The organism is Ideonella sp. FW305-24 (assembly GCF_058788035.1).
In genome coordinates, this window is sequence record NZ_JBYTAI010000001.1 from 1,152,055 (window position 1) to 1,173,840 (window position 21,786).

Consider the following 21,786-nt stretch of genomic DNA (forward strand, 5'->3'; position numbering starts at 1 on the left):
AAGTGACGAAGCCCGCAACCCATGTGCTGGTGGTCAGCGCAGACGAGACCTGGCGGGCCGCCGTGGTCCATGGCCTGAATGCCGCGGCCGCGAGGCTGGACAACCCCTTCGGCCTGCAGGCCATGGCCTGCGCCTGCGACGGCGGCGCACTGGAAGCCGCATTGGCCACCACCGCCGGCGCGGACGTGCAGGTGGTGCTGATGGACCACGGCGCGCGCGGCAGCGAAGACCATGGCGCGCCGGCCGTGCTCACCGCCCAGCGCATCATCGAAGCGCGGCCCGAGCTGTCGCTCTACATGCTGCTGGAGGACGACAGCGACAAGCTGCTGGTCGAGCAGCTCGCCAGCGACGCGGTGGACGGCTATTTCTTCCGCGAGGAAATGGACTTCAACGGCTGGTTCCGCATCCTCGCGGCCGAGCTGGCCGAGAAGGCCGACACGCCTTTCTACGACGCGCTGCGCGACTACGTGGCCCAGGCCAAGGACAGCTGGCACACGCCCGGCCACGGCGGCGGCGACTCGTTCAAGAACAGCCCCTGGGTGGGCGACTTCTACGACTTCGTCGGCGAGGAAATGCTGCGCGCCGACCTCTCGGTGAGCGTGCCCGAGCTGGACTCGCTGCTGCATCCAACCGGCGTGATCGCCCAGTCGCAGAAGCTGGCCGCCAAGGCCTTCGGTGCGCGCAAGACCTACTTCGCCACCAACGGCACCAGCACCTCGAACAAGGTCATCTTCCAGACCCTGCTGGCACCGGGCGACAAGCTGCTGCTGGACCGCAACTGCCACAAGTCGGTCCACCACGGCGTGATCCTGTCGGGTGCCATGCCGGTCTACCTGGACTCGTCGGTCAACCGCCACTTCGGCCTGTTCGGCCCGGTGCCCAAGGCGACGATTGCCGCGGCCATCGCCGCCAACCCGGACGCCAAGGTGCTGATCCTCACCAGCTGCACCTACGACGGCCTGCGCTACGACCTGCGCCCCATCATCCAGACGGCCCACGAGGCCGGCATCAAGGTCATCGTCGACGAGGCCTGGTACGGCCATGCCCGCTTCCACCCCGAGCTGCGGCCGACCGCGCTGGAGTGCGGCGCCGACTACGCCACGCAAAGCACGCACAAGATCCTCTCGGCCTTCTCGCAGGCCAGCATGATCCACGTCAACGACCCGGCGTTCGACGAGCACCTGTTCCGCGAGAACTTCAACATGCACGCGAGCACCAGCCCGCAGTACAACCTGATCGCCAGCCTGGACGTGGCGCGCAAGCAGGCCGTGATGGAAGGCTACCGGCTGCTGGACCGTTCGCTGAAGTTCGCCCACGAGCTGCGCCAGAAGATCAACGCCACCGGCGCGTTCCGGGTGCTGGAGCTGGACGAGCTGCTGTCCGACGAGGTGAAGCAAGACGGCATCCGCCTGGACCCGACCAAGCTGACCATCGACATCTCGGCCAGCGGCTGGAGTGCCGACGAACTGCGCGGCGAACTGATCGGCCGCTACAACATCCAGGTCGAGAAGAACACGCACAACACGCTCACGCTGCTGCTGACCATCGGCACCACGCGCAGCAAGGTCTCGCGCCTGTTCGACGCGATGCTGCGCCTGGCCAAGGACCGCCGCACGCCGCTGACCTACGCACGCATGCCCGAGGCGCCACGCTTCACCCGCCTGGCCTGCCTGCCGCGGGACGCCTTCTACGAGGCCGGCGAGAAACTGCCGGTGCTGGACGACAACGGCCGCGCCAACCCGGCGCTGAACGGCCGCATCTGCTGCGACCAGATCGTGCCCTACCCGCCCGGCATCCCGGTGCTGGTGCCGGGCCAGGTGATCGAGCCGGCCATCATTGCCTACCTGGCGCGGCTGCTTCAGACGCAGAAGTCCATCGACCTGCACGGCCTGGCCACGCTGGACGGCGAGCTGCACCTGCGCGTGCTCAGCCTGGCCGAACAGGCGGCGTTGCCCGGCGTCTGCTGAAGCACCCTCTCTAGCCGACGCGGTGGCCGTCGGCGCCCATCACCGCCAGCTCGATGAAGCGTGACGCGACAAACGGCCCGGCGCCTGCGTACCCCAGGCTGTAGTCGCCCAGGTCCAGGCGCTTGATGCTGGCCAGGGCCTGGCGCAGCTTGTCGCGGCTCAGGTCGCGGCCAGCGCGTCGCAGGCCTTCCATCATCATCTGCGCATTGACCCAGCCTTCGAAGCTGCTGGCGTCGTAGTGCTCGTCGCCCAGCGCCTTCATCTCGGCCTGGTACTGGCGCACAGCGGCCAGCTTGGTCTTCTCTGCATCCGGGAAGACCTGCGTCATGGCCATGCCCTTGGCGGCGGCACCCAGCCGTGGCAGCTCGGACGCAATGACCGAGACCGACAGCCCCACCATCGGCAGCCCGCCGGCCTTGCTGCGCAGCGCCAGCACCAGCGCGGTGTTGGCGCTGCCTGTCGTGACCAGCAGCACCGCGCCCGGCCTGGCGGCCAGCACCTGCTGGCTCAGCTCACCGGCATTCGCGCCATTCACCGCGAGCGCAAACTGGCCGATCGACTTCAGCCCCTTGTCACTCAGCGCGGCCTCTGCATCACGCAGCACTTCCTTGCCAAACGGGTTGTCCAGGTAGACCAGTGCAATGTCCTTCAGCCCCATCGAGACCAGCTGCTGCACCACGCGGATGGCTTCGTCGCTGTAGCTGGCACGCACATGGAAGACCTGCCTCAGGTCAGGCCGCCGCAGCGAGGCTGCGCCAGTCACCGGCCCCACGCAAGGCACGCCGGCCTGCTCGATCAGCGGCAGGATGGCCGCGGTGTTGGCCGTGCCCATGCAGGACATCAGCGCGAACGCGGCATTGCCGTCCAGCAGGCCTTTGACGTTCTCCAAAGTCCGGGTGGCAACGTAGGCATCGTCCCGCACGGCAAGACGCAGGTTCCGGCCATTGATGCCGCCGTTCTCGTTGACCGCACGAAAGGCCGCCTTGATGCCCGCCACATGCGCGGTGCCGGCACCGCCCAGCGGGCCCGTCATGGCCAGCGAACAGCCCAGGGTCACCTGCTGCGGGCCAAGCGCTTCGTCCGCAGCCCGCGCCACCGGCAGCCCGGTTGCGGCCAGCGCGAGCGCTGAACTTCGAACAAGGAATTGGCGACGGCGTGACATGGCAGCTCCGGGTTTCGTGAGCGCCAAAGTCTAGGCAGCGCAAGGGTCTTGCCTTGTCCCCAGGGCGACAGGCGGGGGCCGCTGCAACACGGGATAAACCATGTGGCACCCGCGCGTCCGCACGCCAGCTTCAGCGCCTTGCCGCGCTCAAGGCTTGCCAGAACACCGGGTCCTGGCTGGTCGCGAAGTTGATGCGCATCAGCGTGCCGGGCTTGCGCGTGGCCTGGAACAGGTGGCCGGGCGCCAGCAGCCAGCCCTGGTCCAGCATCACCTGCGCCAGCGCCTCGGTGTCCACGCCCGTGTCCAGCCAGCCAAACAGGCCGTTGGGCGGCGTCACGAAACGGCAGCCGTGCGCCTGTGCCAATTGCACCGTGCGGTGACGCGCCGCGTCCAGCCGCTGCGTGACCCGCTCGGCGTGGCGGCGCAGGCTGCCCTGCTCCAGGCACAGCGCCACCGCCTGCTCCAGCACGGCAGGCGTGGTCAGCGTGGACAGCAGCTTGGTGTCGACCAGCCGCTCCACGACCTGCGGCGGCACGGCCATGTAGCCCACGCGCCAGCTCGGCGTGAGGATCTTCGAGAAGCCGGAAACGTAGAGCGTGCGCTGCAGCCCGTCCAGCGCGCTCATGCGCGGCAGGTGGGCGGGGGCGAGGTGGGAATAGGTGTCGTCCTCGACCACCCAGAAGTCATGCGCCTCGGCCAGCTTCAGCACCTGGTGGGCGTGTGCCAGGCTGATGGAGTTGCCGGTCGGGTTGTGCAGCACCGGCACCGTCACGTACATGCGCGGCCGGTGCTCCCGGATCAGCGTGGCCATCACGCCCAGGTCCGGCCCGTCCACGCCGCGCGGCACCGGCAGCAGCCGCATGCCGAGCTGGCTGAGCCGCGCGTATTCCACGGCCCAGGCCGGCTCGTCCACCAGCACCGCGTCGCCAGGGGCCAGCAGCGTGCGCGAGATCAGGTCCAGCGCGTGCGTGGCACCGGTGGAGGTGATGATCTGCTCGGGCACTGCGCGCACGCCAAAACTGGCCAGCTTGATGGACAGCGCATCGCGCAGCCGCCGGTCGCCGGCCGGGTGGCCGTATTGCAACGCGATCATCGGGTCACCCTGGGCCAGCACCCGGCGCAGCGCGCTGGACAGCAGTGGCAGGTCCAGCCAGTCGGCCGGCAGTGTGCCCAACCCTGGCGCGGGCTTGTCCGACAGGCCGTGGAACATGCCGCGGATCAGCGCGGTGGCGTCTACCGGCGCCACCCGCGGTGTGTCCGGTGGCAAGGTTGCACGCACCGCTTGCGCGGCCCGCTGCTCGCGCACGAAGAAGCCGCGCTGGCGCCGCGCCTCGACCAGGCCTTGCGCCAGCAGCTGGTCATAAGCGGCGACGACCGTGTGCGCGCTCACGCCGTGCCGGCTCGCGCAGTCGCGCACCGAAGGCAGTCGCGCACCGGGCGCCAGCAGGCGCTGGCGGATGCGCTCGGCGAACTGCGCAGCGAGCTGTTCGGTCAGCGTCTGGCCGGCGCTGCGAGCGAGTGTGCCGACCGAAGCGCCGGAGGCGCCACCGCTGCCGCCTGCGGCCAGCGGGGCATCGCCGGCGAGCAGGCGGTCGTTCAACGTCAAGGACGAGTCTGCAGGGCTCATGAAAAGCTCATCTGTGTCTGCTGGCCAACCGGTACAGATTCCGGCTGTGCACCCTTGAACTGTACTGGAACTGTACCGGTGCGCCACCCTACACTGGCTGCATGGGCAGTTCTGCTTCCGCCAGCCTTTCCTCCTCCTCCGCACCCAGCGCCGCAACGCTGCACCGCAGCCTGTGGCTGGGCGCGCTGGGTGTGCTGATGTTCGCGATGACGCTGCCGATGACACGCCTGGCCGTCGGCCCGGCGGACGCGCCGCAGCTGCCGCCGCTGTTCGTCACCGCCGGCCGCGCCGCCGGCGCCGGGCTGCTGGCCGCCGTCTACCTGCTGCTCACGCGCGCAGCCCGGCCGCAGCAGCGCCACCTGCGCGACCTGCTGGTCACCGCGCTGGGCAGCGTGGTCGGCTTCCCGCTGTTCCTCGGCCTGGCGCTGCGCCAGGTGCCTTCGATGCACGCCGCGGTCGTCACCGGCATCCTGCCGCTGGCGACTGCGGCGATGGCAGCGCTGATGCTGCGCCAGCGCGCACCGCTGGGCTTCTGGCTGTGTGCCTGCGCCGGCTGTGCCCTGGTGCTGGTGTTCGCCGCCTGGGAAGGCCATGGGCAACTGGTGCTGGCCGACGGCTGGCTGCTGCTGGCGGTGCTCAGCGCCTCGGTCGCCTACGTTTCGGGCGCCCGGCTGAGCGCCGGCTGGCAGGCCGAGCAGGTCATCAGCTGGGTGCTGGTGCTGAGCCTGCCGGTGACGCTGCCTGTGGCTGCCCTGAGCTGGCCGCAGCATGCGGTGGCGGCCGCGGCCTGGGGCGGCTTTGCCTACGTCACGGTGTTCTCGATGTGGGTCGGCTTTTTCGCCTGGTACCGGGCGCTGGCCATGGGCGGCACGCTGCGCGTGAGCCAGGTGCAACTGCTGCAGCCTTTCCTCGCCTTGCTCTTGGCGGTGCCGGTGCTGGGCGAGGCCCTGAGCCCCCACACGCTGGGCTTTGCGCTAGCGGTGCTGGCTGTGGTGATGCTGGGCAAGCGGATGCCGATGGCCACCAAGAAGGCAGGCGCTGCATGAAGACCTTGGGTGTGCTGGGCGGCATGAGCTGGGAGTCGACGCTGGTCTATTACCGGCTGCTGAACCAGGGCGTGGCCGAGCGCCTGGGCGGGCTGCACAGCGCCAGCCTGCGGCTGGCCAGCGTGGACTTTGCCGAGATCGCCGAGCAGCAGCGTAGCGGTGACTGGGCCGGAGCCGGCGCACTGCTGGGCCAGGTTGCCGCGCAGCTGCGCACGGCCGGCGCCGAAGGCCTGATCATCGCCACCAACACCATGCACAAGGTGGCGCCGGCCATCACCGAACTCGGCGGCCTGCCGCTGCTGCACATTGGCGACGCCACCGGCAACGCACTGCGCGCCGCCGGCCACCGCCGCGTGGGCCTGCTGGGCACACGCTTCACGATGGAAGACGGCTTCCTGCGCGAGCACCTGGCGCAGCAGCATGGCATCGAAACCGTGGTGCCCGATGCGGCTGGCCGCGCCGAGATGCACCGCGTGATCTACGAAGAACTGTGCCGCGGCCAGGTGCTGGGCGGCTCGCGCGAGCGGGTCGTCGAGATGATGACCGCCCTGGCAGCGCGGGGCTGCGAAGCCATCGTGCTCGGCTGCACCGAGATCGCGCTGCTGACCGACCCGCAGAATCCCCCCGAACCTGGCGGCTGGCCACTGCCCTTGTTCGACACCACCACCCTGCACGCCCAGGCGGCCGTGCAGTGGATGCTTGCTGACCATTCGCCTGAGACAACGAAGGAACTGCCATGACCGACAAGACCACCGGAAGCCCCTGGACGCTCGCGCACCGCGCCGCGCGCATGAACCCGTCCATCATCCGCGAGATCCTGAAGGTCACCGAACAGCCTGGCGTTTTGTCCATGGCCGGCGGCCTGCCGTCGCCGGACACCTTCCCCATCGAAGCGATGCGCGAAGCCAGCGCCAAGGTGCTGACCGACAGCCCGCGCGAAGCGCTGCAATACGCCGCCAGCGAAGGCTACGGCCCGCTGCGCGAATGGGTGGCCGCCACGCTGAACGCGCAAGGCCAGCAGGTCACCCCGGACCGGGTGCTGATCACCACCGGCTCGCAGCAGGCGCTGGACCTGATTGCCAAGGTGCTGGTGGACGCTGGCGCGCCGGTGGCCGTCGAAACCCCCACCTACCTCGGCGCGCTGCAGGCCTTTGCGCCCTTCGAGCCGCTGTTCACCAGCGTGGCCAGCGACGACCAGGGCCCGATTCCCGATGCGATCCGCGCGCTGCCGCACGACGCGCCCGGCACCCGCTTCCTGTACGTGCTGCCGAACTTCCAGAACCCCACCGGCCGGGTGATGGGCGAGGCGCGCCGGCAGGCCGTCGTTGCCGCGGCGCAGGCCGCCCGCGTGCCGCTGGTCGAAGACAACCCGTATGGCGACCTGTGGTTCGACCAGGCCCCTGCCGCGCCGCTGGCCGCGCGCTGGCCCGAAGGCACGGTCTACATGGGCTCGTTCTCCAAGGTGCTGGCGCCCGGCCTGCGCCTGGGCTACGTGGTGTCGCCCGCCGCGCTCACACCCAAGCTGCTGCAGGCCAAGCAGGCGGCCGACCTGCACACGCCGAGCTTCAACCAGCGCATGGTGTTCGAGGTGATCCGCAACGGCTTCCTGGACCAGCACATCCCGACCATCCGCGCCCGCTACAAGACCCAGCGCGACACCATGGCCCAGGCCCTGACCGAACACATGCCGGCCGGAACCGAATGGGCCGCGCCGCAAGGCGGCATGTTCTTCTGGCTGCGCCTGCCGGCAGGCTGCAACGCGATGGCGCTGCTGCCCAAGGCCGTCGCCGCCGGCGTGGCCTTCGTGCCGGGCGAGCCGTTCTACGCACATGCGCCGGACACGCGCACGATGCGCCTGTCCTTCGTGACGCTGACGCCCGACGAGATCCGCTACGCGGTGGCGACGCTGGGCGGCGTGCTGAAGAAGCACCTGTTCGAGGACCTGGCACAGGAAACGCCATGAGCGAAGCGGGTCAGTCCAGGCAGTTCAGCCAGCTCGACGTCTTCACCGACACACCGCTGCGGGGCAACCCCCTGGCCGTGGTGCACGACGCCGACGGACTGAGCGACGCACAGATGGCAGCCTTCGCGCGCTGGACCAATCTGAGCGAAACCACCTTTCTGCTGCCACCCACGCAGCCGGGCGCCGACTATCGCGTGCGCATCTTCACGCCGGGTGGTGAGCTGCCCTTTGCCGGCCATCCGACGCTGGGCAGCTGCCATGCGTGGCTGCGTGCCGGCGGCCAGCCCCGGCAGGCAACCGAGGTGGTGCAGCAGTGTGCGCTGGGCCTGGTGAGCATTCGCCGAGACGGCACGCGCCTGGCCTTTGCCGCGCCGCCTTCCAGGCGCAGCGAGGTGGATGCCGGACTGCTCAGCGAAGTGCTGCAGGCCCTGGCGCTGCCGGCCGATGAACTGGTGGCCGCGCAGTGGCTGGACAACGGCCCGCGTTGGCTGGGCCTGCAAACCCGCAGCGCCGCACGCCTGCTGGCGCTGACGCCCGACCATGCCCGCCTGAGGCCTCTGGCGAAGGCGGGCCTGATCGCCCCGCAGCCCGCCGGCACCGACACCACCTTCGAAGTGCGCGCCTTCGCGGCCGCTATCGGTGTGAACGAAGACCCGGTCACCGGTAGCCTGAACGCCAGCCTGGCGCAATGGTTGATGGACAGCGACGCGGCGCCTGCGAGCTACGTGGTTTCGCAAGGCACGGCCATGGGCCGCATGGGGCGGGTCTACCTGCAACGCGAGGGCGAGACGGTGTGGGTGGGCGGCGACGTGGCTGGCTGCATCGAGGGCCAGGTGCGGCTTTGATGTGAGCGGCAGGGCTGTGGCAGCATGCTGGCCATGCACATCCGCCCACACCCCCTGCTCGCGGCGTTCGCCGCCGCGTCCCTCGCCGCTGGCGCCCACGCAGCGCCGGTGCGCTATGAGATCGACCCTTCGCACACCTACCCCAGCTTCGAGGCCGATCACCTGAACGGCCTGTCGGTCTGGCGCGGCAAGCTCAACAGCAGCGCCGGCGAGATCACGCTGGACAAGGAAGCCGGCACCGGCACTGTGACGGTGCGCATGGACGCCGAAAGCCTGGACTTCGGGCTGGACGCGATGAACAAGGCAGCGCGCGGCGACATGCTGTTCGACACCGCAAAATACCCCAGCATCACCTACGTGGGCAAGCTGGTGAAGTTCGTCAACGGCGCGCCCACCGCGGTCGAAGGCGAGCTGCGCCTGCATGGCGTGGCCCGACCGGTGGCACTGGTGATCAACAGCTTCAAGTGCATGCCGCACCCGATGTTCAAGCGCGAGGTGTGCGGTGCCGACGCGCTGGCGGTGATCCAGCGCGACGAGTTCGGCATGGCCGCAGGCAAGGACTACGGCTTCAAGATGGACGTGACGCTGCGCATCCAGATCGAAGCGATCCAGGCACCGTGACACTGAGGGGCGTGGCATGGGGACTGGCCGTGGCCAGCCTGTCCCAGGGCAGCCTGGCCGCAACGCAGCGCTACGCGCTGGACCCGGCCCGCACGCAGGCCAGTGTCGAGGCCGATGCGGGCCTGTCGATGGTCGAAGGCCAGCTTGCGCGCAGCACAGGCGAAGTGCTGCTGGACCGCGAGGCCGGGCAAGGCCAGGTGGCGGTGTGCCTGCCGGCAGACAGCCTTGACTTCGGCCTGTCGATGCTGAACGACCTGGCCCGCGGGCCGATGGCCTTCGAGGCGGCCCGCTTTCCCGAGATCTGCTACCAGGGTCGGCTGGTGGACTTCATCGGCGGTGTGCCCGGCGCAGTCGAAGGCGAGCTGCAGATGCATGGCGTGACGCGCCCGCTGCGGCTTGCCATCCAGTCCTTTCGCTGCGCGCCGGACGACACGCTGCAACGCGAGGCCTGCAGCGCCAGCGCAGTGGGCAAGCTGCAGCGCGACGAGTTCGGCATCGACATCGGGAAGGACCTGGGCCTGCGCATGGCGGTGACCTTGCAGGTGCGGATCGTTGCCGTGGCGGTGCCCGCGGACATGGCGCCTGAGGTAATGCCACCGCCGACCGGGCCTTCAGCGGATGGCGTCCCAGAGTAGCTTGCTGCCGGTCAGCGCCATGCCGATGTTGAACAGCCGGTAGAACCAGACCTGGTTGATGCGCCGCACGACGTGCAGGCCCAGCCACACGCCCAGCGGCGCGAACGGCGCCAGCGTCAGCGAGGTCCACAGGTTGCGCGTGTCGATCAGGCCGAGGAAGGCATAGGGAATCCACTTCGACAGGTTCACCGCGGCGAAGAAGACCGCCATGGTCGCCGTGAACTTGATCGGCGAGAGCCGCAGCGGCAGCACGTAGAAGCTGACCGGCGGGCCGCCGGCATGGGCCACAAAGCTGGTGAAACCGCTCACGGTGCCCAGCGTGAAGCCCAGCCAGCGCGGCGGCGGTGGCGCGTCTGCCTTTGGCGGGAAGACCAGGCGGATGGCGAGGAACAGCAGCGTGATCGCGCCGACGACGCCGGCCACCGTGTGGGCCGACAGCACGCCGAACAGCACCGTGCCGATCACCGTGCCCAGCAGGCCGGCCGGCAGCAGCAGCTTGATCAGCCCACGGTCACACTCGCGCACCAGCGCAGCCAGGCCCATCGCGTCCATCACCGCCAGCAGCGGCAGCATGATGGCTGCGGCCTGTGGCACCGGCACCACCAGCGCCAGCAGCGGCACCGCGAGCGCGCCGAAGCCTGCGCCAAAGCCGCTCTTGGACAGGCCCATCAGCACCACCGCCGGGATGGCGATGGCGTAGAACGACCAGCCGTGCGCGAACAGCTCGTTCACAGCACCTGGCAAGCTTCCTCGAAGCTCAGGCGCGGGTTGCGCGGGCGCACGCCCGCCGGGTCGGCCTTGCCCAGCGTGCAGATGAAGTTGGTGCGCACCGTGGTGCCGGCCCAGAAGGCCGCATCCACCGCGGCCGCGTTGAAGCCACCCATCGGGCCACAGTCCAGGCCCAGTGCGCGGGCTGCCAGCATCAGGTAGGCGCCTTGCAGGCTGCTGTTGCGCAGCGCGGCGTCCGGCACCCGCGCCGGGTTGTCGATGAACATCTTGCGGAAGTCGACCTGCGGATAGAGCCTGGGCAAGTGCTCGTAGAACGCCATGTCCATGCCGACGATGGCCGTCACCGGCGCCTGGCCGACCTTGGCCTGGTTGCCGCCGGGTGCCATGCAGGGCACCAGCCTGGCTTTGGCTTCATCGGACGTGACGAAGATCAGCCGCATCGGCGAGCTGTTGGACGCCGTCGGGCCCCACTTTGTCAGCTCATAGAGCTCGCGCAGCGTGGCTTCGGCCACTGGCGTGGGCAGGTAGGCGTTGGCGGTGCGGGCTTCGGTGAACAGCTGTTCCGTGGTGACATTCATGCGGTGCTCGGCGGTGGGAAGGCGAAGAAGCGACAATTCTCGGATGTTCCAGCCCTCCCAGCACGACGTTCGCAACTTCTTCTGCCAGACCCTGGCCAAGCAGCGCAACGGGGAATTGCTCTCGCCCATCGAGACCCTGGCCGCCGGCTGGATCGCCGAGCACCCGGAGTACCACGCCGAGCTGGCCGACGTGGAAGCGGCGCTGGCCGCCGTCTACGACGTGGAAGACGGCCGCACCAACCCCTTCCTGCACCTGTCCATGCACCTGAGCATCAGCGAACAGGTCTCGATCGACCAGCCGCGCGGCATCCGCCAGGCGGTCGAACTGCTGGCCGCCAAGCGCAACTCGCTGCACGACGCGCAGCACGAGGTCATGGACTGCCTGGGCGAGATGCTGTGGGCCTCACAACGCAGCGGCCTGCCGCCGGACGGGCATGCGTACTTGGATGCGGTGCGGCGACGCGCGACGCGCTGATCCGCCTTCCGTTTGGGCAGATCCCACCTCCCGTTCGGCCTGATCCCACCTCCCGTTCGGCCTGATCCCACCTCCCGTTCGGGCTGAGCTTGTCGAAGCCTGCATAGGGCATGGTGGCTTGCGCCGCCTTCGACAAGCTCAGGCCGAACGGTTCAGTTCACGCAGGCGAACCCAAACCGAAGCCCTATCGTTTCGGCAGCTTGTCCCCGGCCCACAGCTCATCCAGTTGCTTGAAACCCCATGTGACCGGGTTCTCGCGGCCGACGATCTTGTCGGTCGAGCGGGCCAGGTCCAGCAGTTGCGGGTTCAGTGGCATCTGGGACTTGGTCGAGAAAAAGACCTTGACCATCGGGGTCACCAGGGCCTTGGGATTCTGGTCCACCACCACCGCCAGCTTGCCGCTCTGCAGCTTGACCAGCGATCCCACCGGATAGATGCCCAGGCTCTTGACGAAGGCCTGGAAGATCTTGGGGTCGAAATGGCCCTGCCACGAAGCCATCTTGGCAATCGACTCCGCCGGGTCCCAGCCGGCCTTGTAAGGGCGGTTCGAGGTGATGGCGTCGTAGACGTCGCAGACCGAGCCCATGCGCGCCAGCAGGCTGATCTGCTCGCCTGGCAGCTTGTGCGGGTAGCCGGTGCCGTCCATGCGCTCGTGGTGGTGCAGGCAGACGTCCAGCGCGCCAGCGCTCGCGCCCTTGGCCTCCAGCAGCATTTCATGGCCGCGGTCGGGGTGCGACTTCATCACGGTGAATTCTTCGTCGGTCAGCTTGCCGGGCTTGTTCAACACGTCCAGCGGCATTGCCGCCTTGCCCAGGTCGTGCAGCAGACCGGCCAGGCCTGCATCCCGGCAGCCAGCCTCGTCCAGGCCCAGTTCACGGCCCAGCGACACCATCAGTGCGCAGACGGCCACCGAATGCATGTAGGTGTAGTCGTCCTGGGTCTTGAGCCGGGCCAGGCTGACCAGCGCGCCAGGGTTGCGGAACACCGAATCGGCAATGTCGTTGACCAGCGGCAGGCACTGCTCGGCATCCACGGCCTTGCCCAGCCGGGCTTCAGTGAACATCGACACGACACGCGCCCGGCCCTCCTTGTAGAGCGCCGCAGCCTGCGAGAGCTCGGTTTTCAGGTCGCGGTCCGGCTCGGGCGGCATTCTCGAGGCAGGCGCAGCGGGCGGCGTCACCGGCGCGGCAGCCGGCGCCTCGGCGGCACGGGCCGGCGCCCGCAGGCCCGGCAGGCGCTCGGTCGCATCGGCCAGGTCCAGGCCTTTTTCCGAGTCTATCCACACACCGGGCAAGCCGCTCGCATGCAGCTTGGCCAGGTCGTTGTGGTCCTTGATGACGAACTTGGTCTTCCAGAAAGGATGGTCGATCCACGCGCCCTCCAGCGCGTGGATGTGCATGCCCAGTCTGACCTGCGAAACCAGTATTTTTTTAAGCATGTCCGGCCAATGTGTCCGTACCCAAGACCCTGGGCAACAGCCTGTTATCGGCCACAAGCCCATGTCGCTTGAGCGGGTGACATGGCCGCTGGCCTGGGCCTCTTCCCTGGCCGGACATGAAAAAGCCGCCAACCCTGCCGGGCGGCGGCTTTTTCAGGCGGGCCCCGCCTGAGATTTCGCAAACGCGGGCGCTGCGGCGCCGGGGCTCAGCGGAAGTGCGATTGCGGCAGCGTCTTCAGCTCACCCGGCAGCGTGGACAGGAACTCCGCCACCTGGCGGAGCTCGGTTTCGCTCAGCGTCTTGGCCATGGCGTTCATGGTCGGGTTGCTGCGACCGACCAGGTGGCCGGCGTCGGCCTGGTAGGACTTCAGGGTCAGCGTGAGGTAGTCGGCATGCTGGCCGGCCAGGCGCGGGTTGGCCGGGTCGGGGGTGGTGCTGAAGTTGGCACCATGGCAGGCCACGCAGACGGCCAGCTTGTCCTTCAGCGCGGCCGGCAGTTCGGCCGGCGGCGGCGCGGTGGCACCTGCATGGCCGTGGTCAGCGTAGTAGGCCGCGAGGTCGGCAATGTCCTGGTCGCTCAGCGAGCCGGCAATGGCGCGCATGGTCGGGTGCTTGCGATCACCCTTGCGGTAGCTGTCCAGCGCCGAGGCGATGTACTTGGCGTTCTGGCCGGAGATCATCGGCACGTGGTAGACCTGCGGGAAGCTGGCCTGGTAGCCGACGATGCCGTGGCACCCGATGCACATCGCATTCTTCTTTTCACCGGCCTTCGCATCGCCCTTGACCTCCTGGGCCTGGGCTGCTGAAAAGAAGAAGCTGGCCAGCGCCAGCAGCAAAAGGCTTGCCTTGGTTTTCATCGCGGAATGATTCGTCTTGGCGAACGGTTTCGAGGAGGGCCGGTACGGTGTACGGCATGGCAAAAAATGCCTGCCTGGCTGCACCGGCTTGCGATTTGTCAACGATTATAGGCACGACCTTATACTGATCCGACCCCTGCCAAACCCCTGGCAACACCGCATTTCCAAGTCGTCAAAACTCGGGCTCGCCCCGGCCACACGCCATGAAATTCCAAGGTTCCGACAACTACGTGGCCACCGCCGACCTGATGCTGGCGGTCAATGCGTCGATGACGCTCAAGCGCCCGCTGCTGGTCAAGGGCGAGCCAGGCACGGGCAAGACCATGCTGGCCGAGGAAGCCTCGAAGGCGCTGGGCCTGCCGCTGCTGGAGTGGCACATCAAGAGCACCACCAAGGCACACCAGGGCCTGTACGAGTACGACGCGGTGAGCCGCCTGCGCGACAGCCAGCTCGGCGATGTCGAAACTTCGGCCAAGGTCAAGGACATCCAGAACTACATCGTCAAGGGCGTGCTGTGGCAGGCGTTTGAATCGGAGACGCCGGTGGCACTGCTGATCGACGAGATCGACAAGGCCGATATCGAATTCCCGAACGACCTGCTGCGCGAGATCGACCGCATGGAGTTCCATTGCTACGAAACGCGCCAGACCATCCGCGCCAAGCACCGGCCGCTGGTCTTCATCACCTCGAACAACGAAAAAGAGCTGCCGGACGCCTTCCTGCGCCGCTGCTTTTTCCACTACATCAAGTTCCCGGAGGCCGCGACGATGCAGAAGATCGTCGACGTGCACTTCCCCGGCCTGAAGCAGGAGCTGCTGGCCGCGGCGCTGAAGAGCTTCTATGACGTGCGCAACCTGCCCGGCCTGAAGAAGAAGCCCTCGACTTCCGAGCTGATCGACTGGCTCAAGCTGCTGGTGGCCGAGGACATCCCGGCCGAAGTGCTGCAGAGCAAGGACGACAAGGTCTCGCTGCCGCCGCTGGTCGGCGCGCTGCTGAAGAACGAGCAGGACGTGAGCCTGTTCGAGAAACTCGTCTTCATGCAAAGACAGAACCGCTGACCGTTGTCACGGGCCGCAGCCGCGTTATCGTTGAAGGCTTCCGGCGGCGATCCCGCCGACCCTACAGGAGATGCGTTTGGCCCGTTCCGACAAGACCTTCACCATCGACGCGCTGTGGCAGCTGGAAAGGCTGGGCAACCCCAGCCTGTCGCCCGACGGCGCGCAAGCCGTGGCGACGGTAAGCCGCTACGACATGGAAGAGAACAAGGCCAGCACCACGCTGTGGCTGCTGTCCACGCTGGGCGGCCGGCCGCGGGCGCTGACCCACTGCGGCGACAAGGACGGCCAGCCGCGCTTCTCGCCGCATGAGCACGCCGTCGGCTTCATTGCCCGCCGCGAGCAGCAGGGCAAGAAGGACGAAACGCCGCAGTTCTATGTCATAGCCACCGATGGCGGCGAGGCCCGGCGCGTCGGCGAAGTGGCCACCGGCATCGAGGCCTTCAAGTGGTTCCCGGACGGCAAGCGCATCGCCTTCATCTCCTGGCTCTGGCCCGAGCTGAAGGGCATGAAAGCCCAGGCCAAGCAGCACAAGGCCTTCAAGGACCGCAAGGCCACCGGCTACGTGACCAGCGAATCGGCCTACCGCTTCTGGGACCAGAACCTGCCGCAAGGCCGCGTGCCGCATTTGCTGACGCTGGACCTGGCCAGCGGCAAGGTGACCGACCTGTTCGAAGGCACGCCTTATGAGCTGCCGCGCTTCGACCCGGATGCGACCTGCTTCGACATCTCGCCCGACGGCAAGCGCATCGTCTTCGCCTACGACCCGGCGCCGGAGAAGAAGGTCGACGGCCGCTTCGCGATGGTCGAGCTGGACCTGCGCCAGCGCCGCTTCCGGGAGCTGGTGCGGGACGCGGAATGGGACACCTCCGCGCCCCGCTACAGCCCGACCGGTGATCGCATCGCCTTCCTCGCCTCCCACCAGGGCCGCAAGCACACGATGCCAGCGCAACTGGCGGTCTTCGAGGACGAATTCGGCAGCTGGGAAGTGATCAGTGCCCAGTGGGACCACGCGGTGAACGCCCCTCTGCTGTGGGAGGACGATGGCCAGGCGGTGCTGTTCACCGCCGAGCAGCAGGGCCGCAGCCACGTCTGGCGCTTCGACCTGCCGGACCGGCGCGCCGAGATCGTCGTGCAGGGCGGCACCGTGACCGGTTTCGACAAGGCTTCAGGCACGCTGGTCAGCCTGGCCGACACCGCCCAGCACCCGGCGCAGCTGTGCGCCCATGCGCCCGGCGAAAAGCCGCGCCGCATCGAAAGCTTCAACGACGAGCTGCTGGCCCGCTACACGCTGGGCCACCACGAAGAGGTGTGGTTCAGCGGCGCCGAGGGCGACAAGGTGCAGATGTGGCTGCACTTCCCGCCGGGCTTCGACCCCAAGAAGAAATACCCGGTGCTGCACAGCATCCACGGCGGGCCGCACACCGGCCCAGGCGACAACTGGCACTACCGCTGGAGCAGCAAGCTGTTTGCCGCGCAAGGCTATGTGGTGGCCAGCGTCAATTACCACGGCTCGTCCGGCTTCGGCCATGCGTTCCTGGACAGCATCACCCATCGCTGGGGCGAGCTGGAGCTGCAGGACGTCGAGGCCGGCACCGACTGGCTGCTGAGCCAGCGCTGGTGCGACCCGGCGCGCGTGTTTGCGTCAGGCGGCAGCTACGGCGGCTACATGGTGGCCTGGATGAACGGCCATGTGAAACCCGGCCGCTACGCCGCCTATGTCTGCCACGCCGGCTGCTTCGACTGGACCGCCATGTTCGCCGACGACGCCTGGAGCTGGCATGCCAAGGAACTCGGTGCCTGGTACTGGGAAGACCCGGCCAAGGTTGGCGCGCAAAGCCCGCACCTTTATGCCGCGAATTTCAGCACGCCGACGCTGGTCATCCATGGCGCACTGGACTACCGCGTGCCGGACCAGCAAGGCCTGGCCTACTACAACACGCTGAAGGCGCGTGGCATCGACAGCCGGCTGCTGTGGTTTCCGGATGAGAACCACTGGGTGCTCAAACCGCGCAACAGCCAGCTCTGGTACCAGGAATTCTTCGCCTGGCTGCACCGCCACGACGTGACGCAGCAAAAGGGCAAGGCCAAGGCCAAGCGCAGCAAGGGCTGAAATCGGGCGCGCTCAGGCGCTGGCGGCCACCAGCGTCAGGCCGCCTGAATCGAGCACGCCCAGCACGACACGGTTGCGGCCGCCCGCCTTGGCCTGGTAGAGCGCGGCGTCGGCCTTGAGCTGCAGCTGCTCCAGCTTGTAGAGCCGGCAGGCGGCGGCGGGCAGCACTGCGGCGCCAATGCTGACGGTGAGTGTCAGCGGCAGGTCGTCGTGCACCAGCTGCATTTGCGCCACTGCCTCGCGCAGGCGTTCGGCCGCCAGCCGTGCGCCTTCGAGGTCGGTGTCGCCCAGCAGCAGGCCGAATTCCTCGCCGCCCAGCCGGGCCACTGCATCGGTCGCGCGGGCGGTGGCCTGCAGCGTGCGGGCAATTGCGGCCAGCGCGCGGTCGCCCACGGCGTGGCCGTGCCGGTCGTTCAAGTGCTTGAAGTGATCGATGTCGACCACCAGCAGCGCCGTGTCGCGTGGGGTGCGGCGCAGGCGCTGGCGCTCCTGCAGCAGGGCGTGGTGCCAGGCGCGGCGGTTCAGCAGCGCCGTCAGCGCGTCGTGGTGCGAAAGCTCGTGCAGCTTGCGCACCAGCCGCAGCACCACGAGGTAGACCAGCGACAGCTGGAACAGCGTCGAGAAAGCGGCCAGCAACAGCAGCACCGCAACGTTGATCGGGTTGTCGGCCGTCATCACCGACTGCTCCGGATGGCTGGCCCGCAGTGCCACCGCGACCGCCCTCGCGCCCAGGCCAATGCCGAGCACGACCACCGGCCCGGCCAGCAGCCAGGCGCCGACACGGCCGAATTCGCGTTGGATCGCACCCAGCATCTCGCCGCCCATGCGCAGCAGCACCATGGACACCAGCGTCGACTGCATCACCATGCGCATGGCCGCATTGGGTGCGTCCAGCCCGGTGACGACCAGCGCCAGCGCGCCTGTCGACAGGATCAGCAGGCCCTCGCCGTCACGCGGCGGGTACTGCGCGAAGCGGGCCACGCCGCGTCGCGCCAGCAGCGCAGCGGCCAGCAAGCTCATGTTGGCCATGGGCACGCCCAGCGTCGGCGGCAGCCCTGCGGGCATCGCCAGGAACACGAAGGAACCCAGCGACAGCAGCAGGCAGTAGCCGGCCCAGTGCAGCGCGGCGCTGCGCTGCAGGCCCAGCAAGGTGCCCGCCATCGCCCAGCTGGCAGCGTAGAAGAGGTGCATGCTGGCCTGCAGCAGCAGCAAGGCAATGGTGGCGGTCATGAATGCGGGCGGTTCCTCGATGCCATATCGGCCTTTTTCCGAACCCGCTTGAGCGACTGCCAGCCGGTCGGCCCAGCGCCCGGGCCGGCAGCGGTGTTTCTCGGTCGAAGGGCGCGGTATTCTCGGCCTTCGGCACAATGGTCCGGCCATCCGCCTGCCCCGGCCGAGGATTCATGGCGCCAAGTGCTGCGCCCCGCTGCCCCAGACCTTCTTTGCCGCCATGCTGATCAACTTCTTCTACACGCTGCGCGCCGCCAAACTGCCGGTCTCGGTCAAGGAGTACCTGACGCTGCTGGAAGCTTTGCAACTGGGTGTGATCGGCCCGTCGGTGGACGACTTCTACTTCCTCGCCCGCACCACGCTGGTCAAGGACGAAACCCATTTCGACAAGTTCGACAGGGCCTTCGGCGCCTACTTCAACGGCGTGCAGATGCTGACCGACTTCGGCAAGGAGATTCCGGCAGAGTGGCTGCAGAAGCTGCTGGAAAAGGAGCTGACGCCCGAGCAGAAGGCCGCCATCGCGAAGATGGACTGGGACGAGCTGATGGAGACGCTGAAGAAGCGCCTCGAAGAGCAGAAGGAGCGCCACGAGGGCGGCAACAAGTGGATAGGCACCGGCGGCACCAGCCCGTTCGGCCACGGCGGCTACAACCCGCAGGGCGTGCGCATTGGCGGCCCTGGGCGCAACAAGAGTGCCGTGAAGGTGTGGGACCAGCGCGCCTTCCAGGACTATGACGACAGCCGCGAACTGGGCACGCGCAACATCAAGGTCGCGCTGCGCCGGCTGCGCCGCTTCGCCCGCGAGGGCTCGGAGCTGGAACTGGCGCTGGACGACACCATCCACGCCACCGCGGCCAACGCCGGCTTCCTGGACATCAAGATGGTCCCGGAGCGGCACAACAAGGTGAAGGTGCTGCTGATGATGGACGTTGGCGGCACGATGGACGAGCACATCCACCGGGTCGAGGAGCTGTTCTCGGCCGCCAAGAGCGAGTTCAAGCACCTGGAGTTCTACTACTTCCACAACTGCGTCTATGACTTCATGTGGAAGAACAACCGCCGCCGCTATGCCGAGAAGAGCCCGACCTGGGAGCTGATCCGCAAGTACAACAAGGACTGGCGGCTGATCTTCGTCGGCGACGCGACGATGAGCCCGTACGAAATCCTGCAGCCCGGCGGCAGCGTCGAATACAACAACGAGGAGCCCGGTGCCGAATGGCTGCAAAGGCTCACCCATGCCTTCCCCAAATACGCCTGGATCAACCCGGAACCCCAAGGGGTGTGGCAGTACCGGCAAAGCATCGGCATCGTGCAGCAGCTGATGCAGCAGCGCATGTTCCCGCTCACGCTGGCGGGGCTGGAAGGAGCGATGCGGCTGCTCAGCAAATGAAGCGGCTGCGTCACGCGGTCCTGCTGTCGGTGCTGGCCACGGGTGTGTGGCTGGCGACCGGCTGCGCCGACCTGCGTTCGATGGATTCGGCCGCGCAAGCCTCGGCAGCCGCGGCTTCGGCTGCGCCGCCCGGCGCGCTGCCAGTCACGCCGGCCAAGCCTGCCGCCGCGGCGGTGGCCAAGCCTGTGGCGGCCGCGGCGTCAGGCCAGGTCGCGGTGCGGGCCGCCGCCAATGCCGACGAATCCGCGCACGACGCAGTGGCCGCGAACGCCCCGGCCTCCGCCGCCAGCGATGCCGAAGATGACGCCAGCCAGGTCACCGGCCTGGTGCCCAAGCTGACCGTGAAGGCACCCCAGCCCTTGAAGCAGCTGCTGGAAAACTACCTGGACCTGCAACGCGCCGCCGCGCTGCCCACTGCGCAGCAGATCAGCAACATCGAATGGTCGCGGCTGATCGCCGCGCTGCCGCCGCAAGCCGAGGACCTGGCCAAGACCGAGGGCTATTTTTCGGCCAATGCCATCGTCACACGCGAGCCCGAAGCCGCGGGCCAGCCGCCCAAGGTCACCTTGACGGTGGAGACCGGGCCGCGCGCCAGGGTCGGCCGGGTCACGCTGGAGGTGCAAGGCCCGCTGGCCGAGCAGGCCGAAGCCGGGGTGGCCGAGGCACAGCAGGTGCGCGACGCGCTCAAGCGCGACTGGGCGCTGGCGACCGACGCCGAATTCAGCGCCGACGCCTGGAGCGACGCCAAGAACAGCACGCTGGCCCAGCTGCGCGCCGCCGGCTACGCCGCGGCGAGCTGGAGCGGCACCGCGGCCGAAGTGGACGACACGCAGCACCGCGTGCGCCTGTTCATCGTGGCCGACAGCGGCCCGCTCTACCGCGCCGGGGACTTCGAGATCACCGGCCTGGTCCACCACCAGGCCGAGCAGGTGCGCGGCATGGCCGGCTTCCCGCGCGGCGCCACGCTGACCGAAAACCGGCTGCAGGAATTCCAGGAGCGGCTGAGCAAGGCCGGGCTGTTCGACCAGGTCACCGTGACCATGGACCCGGACCCTGCGCAGGCCGACCATGCCACCGTGCAGGTGCACCTGAAGGAAACGCCGCTGCAGTCGGCCGTGACCGCCATCGGCATCAGCGCCACCAGCGGGCCGCGTACCACGCTGGAATACACCCACCGCCGGGTCTTCGGCTACGCACTGACCTCGCGCAACAAGCTCGAATGGGGCCGCAACCGCCAGGCCTACGACGGCGAAGTCTCGACCCATCCGGACGAGCGCTTCAGCCGCGACCTGGTCGGCGCTTCGGTCGAGCGCCTGTGGACCGACGACGACATGGTGCTGTCGCAGCGGCTGCGCGTGGGCCGCTCGCTGGAAAAGCCGAAGTTCGACCGGCTGAACTACCTGGAAGCCGAGCGCGCGGTCGAATGCGTGCGCGACAACGGCGCGCTGGTCGATTGCGAGAAACTGGCCGCCCTGTCGGCCAACACCCACAACACCTGGCGCGAGGTCGACAACGTGCTGCTGCCCACCGAGGGCTACACGCTGGCCACCGAGTTCGGCGGTGGCCTGGCCGATGGCAATGCCAGCAAGCGCGGCGTATTCGCCCGCGCCTACGGCCGCGCCACCGGCTACTGGCCGGTGGGCAGCTGGTACACCCAGGCACGGCTGGAGCTGGGCAAGGTCTTCACGCCGGCCGGCGTGCAGGTGCCGGACTCGCAGCGCTTTCGCGCCGGCGGCGACAACTCGGTGCGCGGCTACCCCTGGCGCACGCTGGCCCCGGCCACGGCAGACGGCGGCGTGACCGGCGGCCGGCTGCTGTTCACCAGCAGCGTGGAAGCTGCGCACCCCATCCTCGCCTCGCTGCCCTCGGTCTGGGGTGCGGTCTTCATTGACGCCGGCCGCGCCGCCGACCAGTTGCCCGAGCTCAAGCCCGCGCTGGGCTACGGCCTGGGCGTGCGCTGGCGCAGCCCCGTCGGCCCGCTGAGCCTGGACTGGGCCTGGGGCCAGGAACTGCACCGCGGCCGCATCCACCTGAACGTTGGCGTGGCCTTCTGAG

Annotated in this window: 19 protein-coding genes; 12 read left to right on the forward strand and 7 right to left on the reverse strand. The window is 68.4% G+C overall.

Annotated elements, in window-relative coordinates; translation table 11 throughout:
- The first annotated feature begins 2 nt into the window (after positions 1 to 2).
- Positions 3 to 1,967, forward strand: coding sequence for an aminotransferase class I/II-fold pyridoxal phosphate-dependent enzyme (locus tag AC3WR5_RS05160; protein WP_492482383.1), 1,965 nt, complete (start codon positions 3 to 5; stop codon positions 1,965 to 1,967).
- Positions 1,968 to 1,977: 10 nt separating this feature from the next.
- Here AC3WR5_RS05160 and AC3WR5_RS05165 read toward each other — a convergent pair whose 3' ends face one another.
- Positions 1,978 to 3,129: an ABC transporter substrate-binding protein gene (locus AC3WR5_RS05165; RefSeq protein WP_141288257.1), complete on the reverse strand. Its 1,152-nt coding sequence runs from the start codon at positions 3,127 to 3,129 to the stop codon at positions 1,978 to 1,980.
- Between the two features lie 130 nt (positions 3,130 to 3,259).
- Entirely contained in the window at positions 3,260 to 4,756 is a 1,497-nt protein-coding gene (locus AC3WR5_RS05170) for an aminotransferase-like domain-containing protein (RefSeq protein WP_492482386.1), read from the reverse strand.
- Between the two features lie 101 nt (positions 4,757 to 4,857).
- On the opposite strand from AC3WR5_RS05170, the gene AC3WR5_RS05175 reads away from it, so the two are divergent.
- The 6 genes from AC3WR5_RS05175 to AC3WR5_RS05200 are packed head-to-tail and all read left to right on the forward strand — an operon-like array spanning position 4,858 to position 9,866.
- Positions 4,858 to 5,802 carry a DMT family transporter gene (locus tag AC3WR5_RS05175; RefSeq protein ID WP_492482388.1) on the forward strand — a complete coding sequence of 315 codons (945 nt, stop codon included), beginning with the start codon at positions 4,858 to 4,860 and terminating at the stop codon, positions 5,800 to 5,802.
- The gene (locus AC3WR5_RS05180; RefSeq protein ID WP_492482390.1) at positions 5,799 to 6,542 is read left to right on the forward strand and encodes an aspartate/glutamate racemase family protein; all 744 of its coding nucleotides are present in this window, start codon (positions 5,799 to 5,801) and stop codon (positions 6,540 to 6,542) included. Before AC3WR5_RS05175 ends, AC3WR5_RS05180 begins: the two co-directional genes overlap by 4 nt.
- Entirely contained in the window at positions 6,539 to 7,765 is a 1,227-nt protein-coding gene (locus tag AC3WR5_RS05185) for an aminotransferase-like domain-containing protein (RefSeq protein ID WP_231011541.1), read from the forward strand. The genes AC3WR5_RS05180 and AC3WR5_RS05185 overlap by 4 nt, the downstream gene beginning before the upstream one ends.
- Positions 7,762 to 8,610, forward strand: coding sequence for a PhzF family phenazine biosynthesis protein (locus AC3WR5_RS05190; RefSeq protein ID WP_492482392.1), 849 nt, complete (start codon positions 7,762 to 7,764; stop codon positions 8,608 to 8,610). The genes AC3WR5_RS05185 and AC3WR5_RS05190 overlap by 4 nt, the downstream gene beginning before the upstream one ends.
- 39 nt (positions 8,611 to 8,649) lie before the next feature.
- Positions 8,650 to 9,231 (forward strand): YceI family protein, encoded by a 582-nt coding sequence (locus AC3WR5_RS05195; RefSeq protein WP_141289357.1) that lies wholly within the window; start codon positions 8,650 to 8,652, stop codon positions 9,229 to 9,231.
- A complete protein-coding gene (locus AC3WR5_RS05200; RefSeq protein WP_492482394.1) occupies positions 9,228 to 9,866 on the forward strand; it encodes a YceI family protein in 639 nt (212 codons plus the stop codon). The genes AC3WR5_RS05195 and AC3WR5_RS05200 overlap by 4 nt, the downstream gene beginning before the upstream one ends.
- On the opposite strand, the gene AC3WR5_RS05205 is transcribed toward AC3WR5_RS05200, so the two are convergent.
- On the reverse strand, positions 9,843 to 10,610 hold the full coding sequence (locus tag AC3WR5_RS05205; protein ID WP_492482396.1) for a sulfite exporter TauE/SafE family protein: 768 nt from the start codon (positions 10,608 to 10,610) through the stop codon (positions 9,843 to 9,845). The genes AC3WR5_RS05200 and AC3WR5_RS05205 overlap by 24 nt on opposite strands.
- The gene (locus tag AC3WR5_RS05210) at positions 10,595 to 11,173 is read right to left on the reverse strand and encodes a malonic semialdehyde reductase (RefSeq protein ID WP_492482398.1); all 579 of its coding nucleotides are present in this window, start codon (positions 11,171 to 11,173) and stop codon (positions 10,595 to 10,597) included. Before AC3WR5_RS05210 ends, AC3WR5_RS05205 begins: the two co-directional genes overlap by 16 nt.
- 43 nt (positions 11,174 to 11,216) lie before the next feature.
- On the opposite strand from AC3WR5_RS05210, the gene AC3WR5_RS05215 reads away from it, so the two are divergent.
- Positions 11,217 to 11,648 carry a DUF1841 family protein gene (locus AC3WR5_RS05215; RefSeq protein ID WP_492482400.1) on the forward strand — a complete coding sequence of 144 codons (432 nt, stop codon included), beginning with the start codon at positions 11,217 to 11,219 and terminating at the stop codon, positions 11,646 to 11,648.
- Between the two features lie 184 nt (positions 11,649 to 11,832).
- Here AC3WR5_RS05215 and AC3WR5_RS05220 read toward each other — a convergent pair whose 3' ends face one another.
- Together AC3WR5_RS05220 and AC3WR5_RS05225 are read right to left on the reverse strand one after the other, a co-directional pair.
- Entirely contained in the window at positions 11,833 to 13,086 is a 1,254-nt protein-coding gene (locus AC3WR5_RS05220; RefSeq protein ID WP_231011540.1) for an HD-GYP domain-containing protein, read from the reverse strand.
- Between the two features lie 206 nt (positions 13,087 to 13,292).
- Positions 13,293 to 13,943 (reverse strand): c-type cytochrome, encoded by a 651-nt coding sequence (locus AC3WR5_RS05225; protein WP_141288555.1) that lies wholly within the window; start codon positions 13,941 to 13,943, stop codon positions 13,293 to 13,295.
- Between the two features lie 203 nt (positions 13,944 to 14,146).
- On the opposite strand from AC3WR5_RS05225, the gene AC3WR5_RS05230 reads away from it, so the two are divergent.
- Entirely contained in the window at positions 14,147 to 15,001 is an 855-nt protein-coding gene (locus tag AC3WR5_RS05230) for an AAA family ATPase (protein ID WP_141288554.1), read from the forward strand.
- Between the two features lie 76 nt (positions 15,002 to 15,077).
- Complete coding sequence (locus AC3WR5_RS05235) at positions 15,078 to 17,111, forward strand: S9 family peptidase (protein WP_492482403.1); 2,034 nt, start codon at positions 15,078 to 15,080, stop codon at positions 17,109 to 17,111.
- A 12-nt stretch (positions 17,112 to 17,123) separates the two neighbouring features.
- On the opposite strand, the gene AC3WR5_RS05240 is transcribed toward AC3WR5_RS05235, so the two are convergent.
- Positions 17,124 to 18,341 carry a GGDEF domain-containing protein gene (locus AC3WR5_RS05240; protein WP_231011538.1) on the reverse strand — a complete coding sequence of 406 codons (1,218 nt, stop codon included), beginning with the start codon at positions 18,339 to 18,341 and terminating at the stop codon, positions 17,124 to 17,126.
- A 220-nt stretch (positions 18,342 to 18,561) separates the two neighbouring features.
- Here AC3WR5_RS05240 and AC3WR5_RS05245 point away from each other — a divergent pair, with 220 nt between their 5' ends.
- Entirely contained in the window at positions 18,562 to 19,731 is a 1,170-nt protein-coding gene (locus tag AC3WR5_RS05245) for a vWA domain-containing protein (protein ID WP_141288551.1), read from the forward strand.
- On the forward strand, positions 19,728 to 21,785 hold the full coding sequence (locus AC3WR5_RS05250) for an autotransporter assembly complex protein TamA (protein ID WP_492482406.1): 2,058 nt from the start codon (positions 19,728 to 19,730) through the stop codon (positions 21,783 to 21,785). Before AC3WR5_RS05245 ends, AC3WR5_RS05250 begins: the two co-directional genes overlap by 4 nt.
- Position 21,786 lies beyond the last annotated feature (1 nt).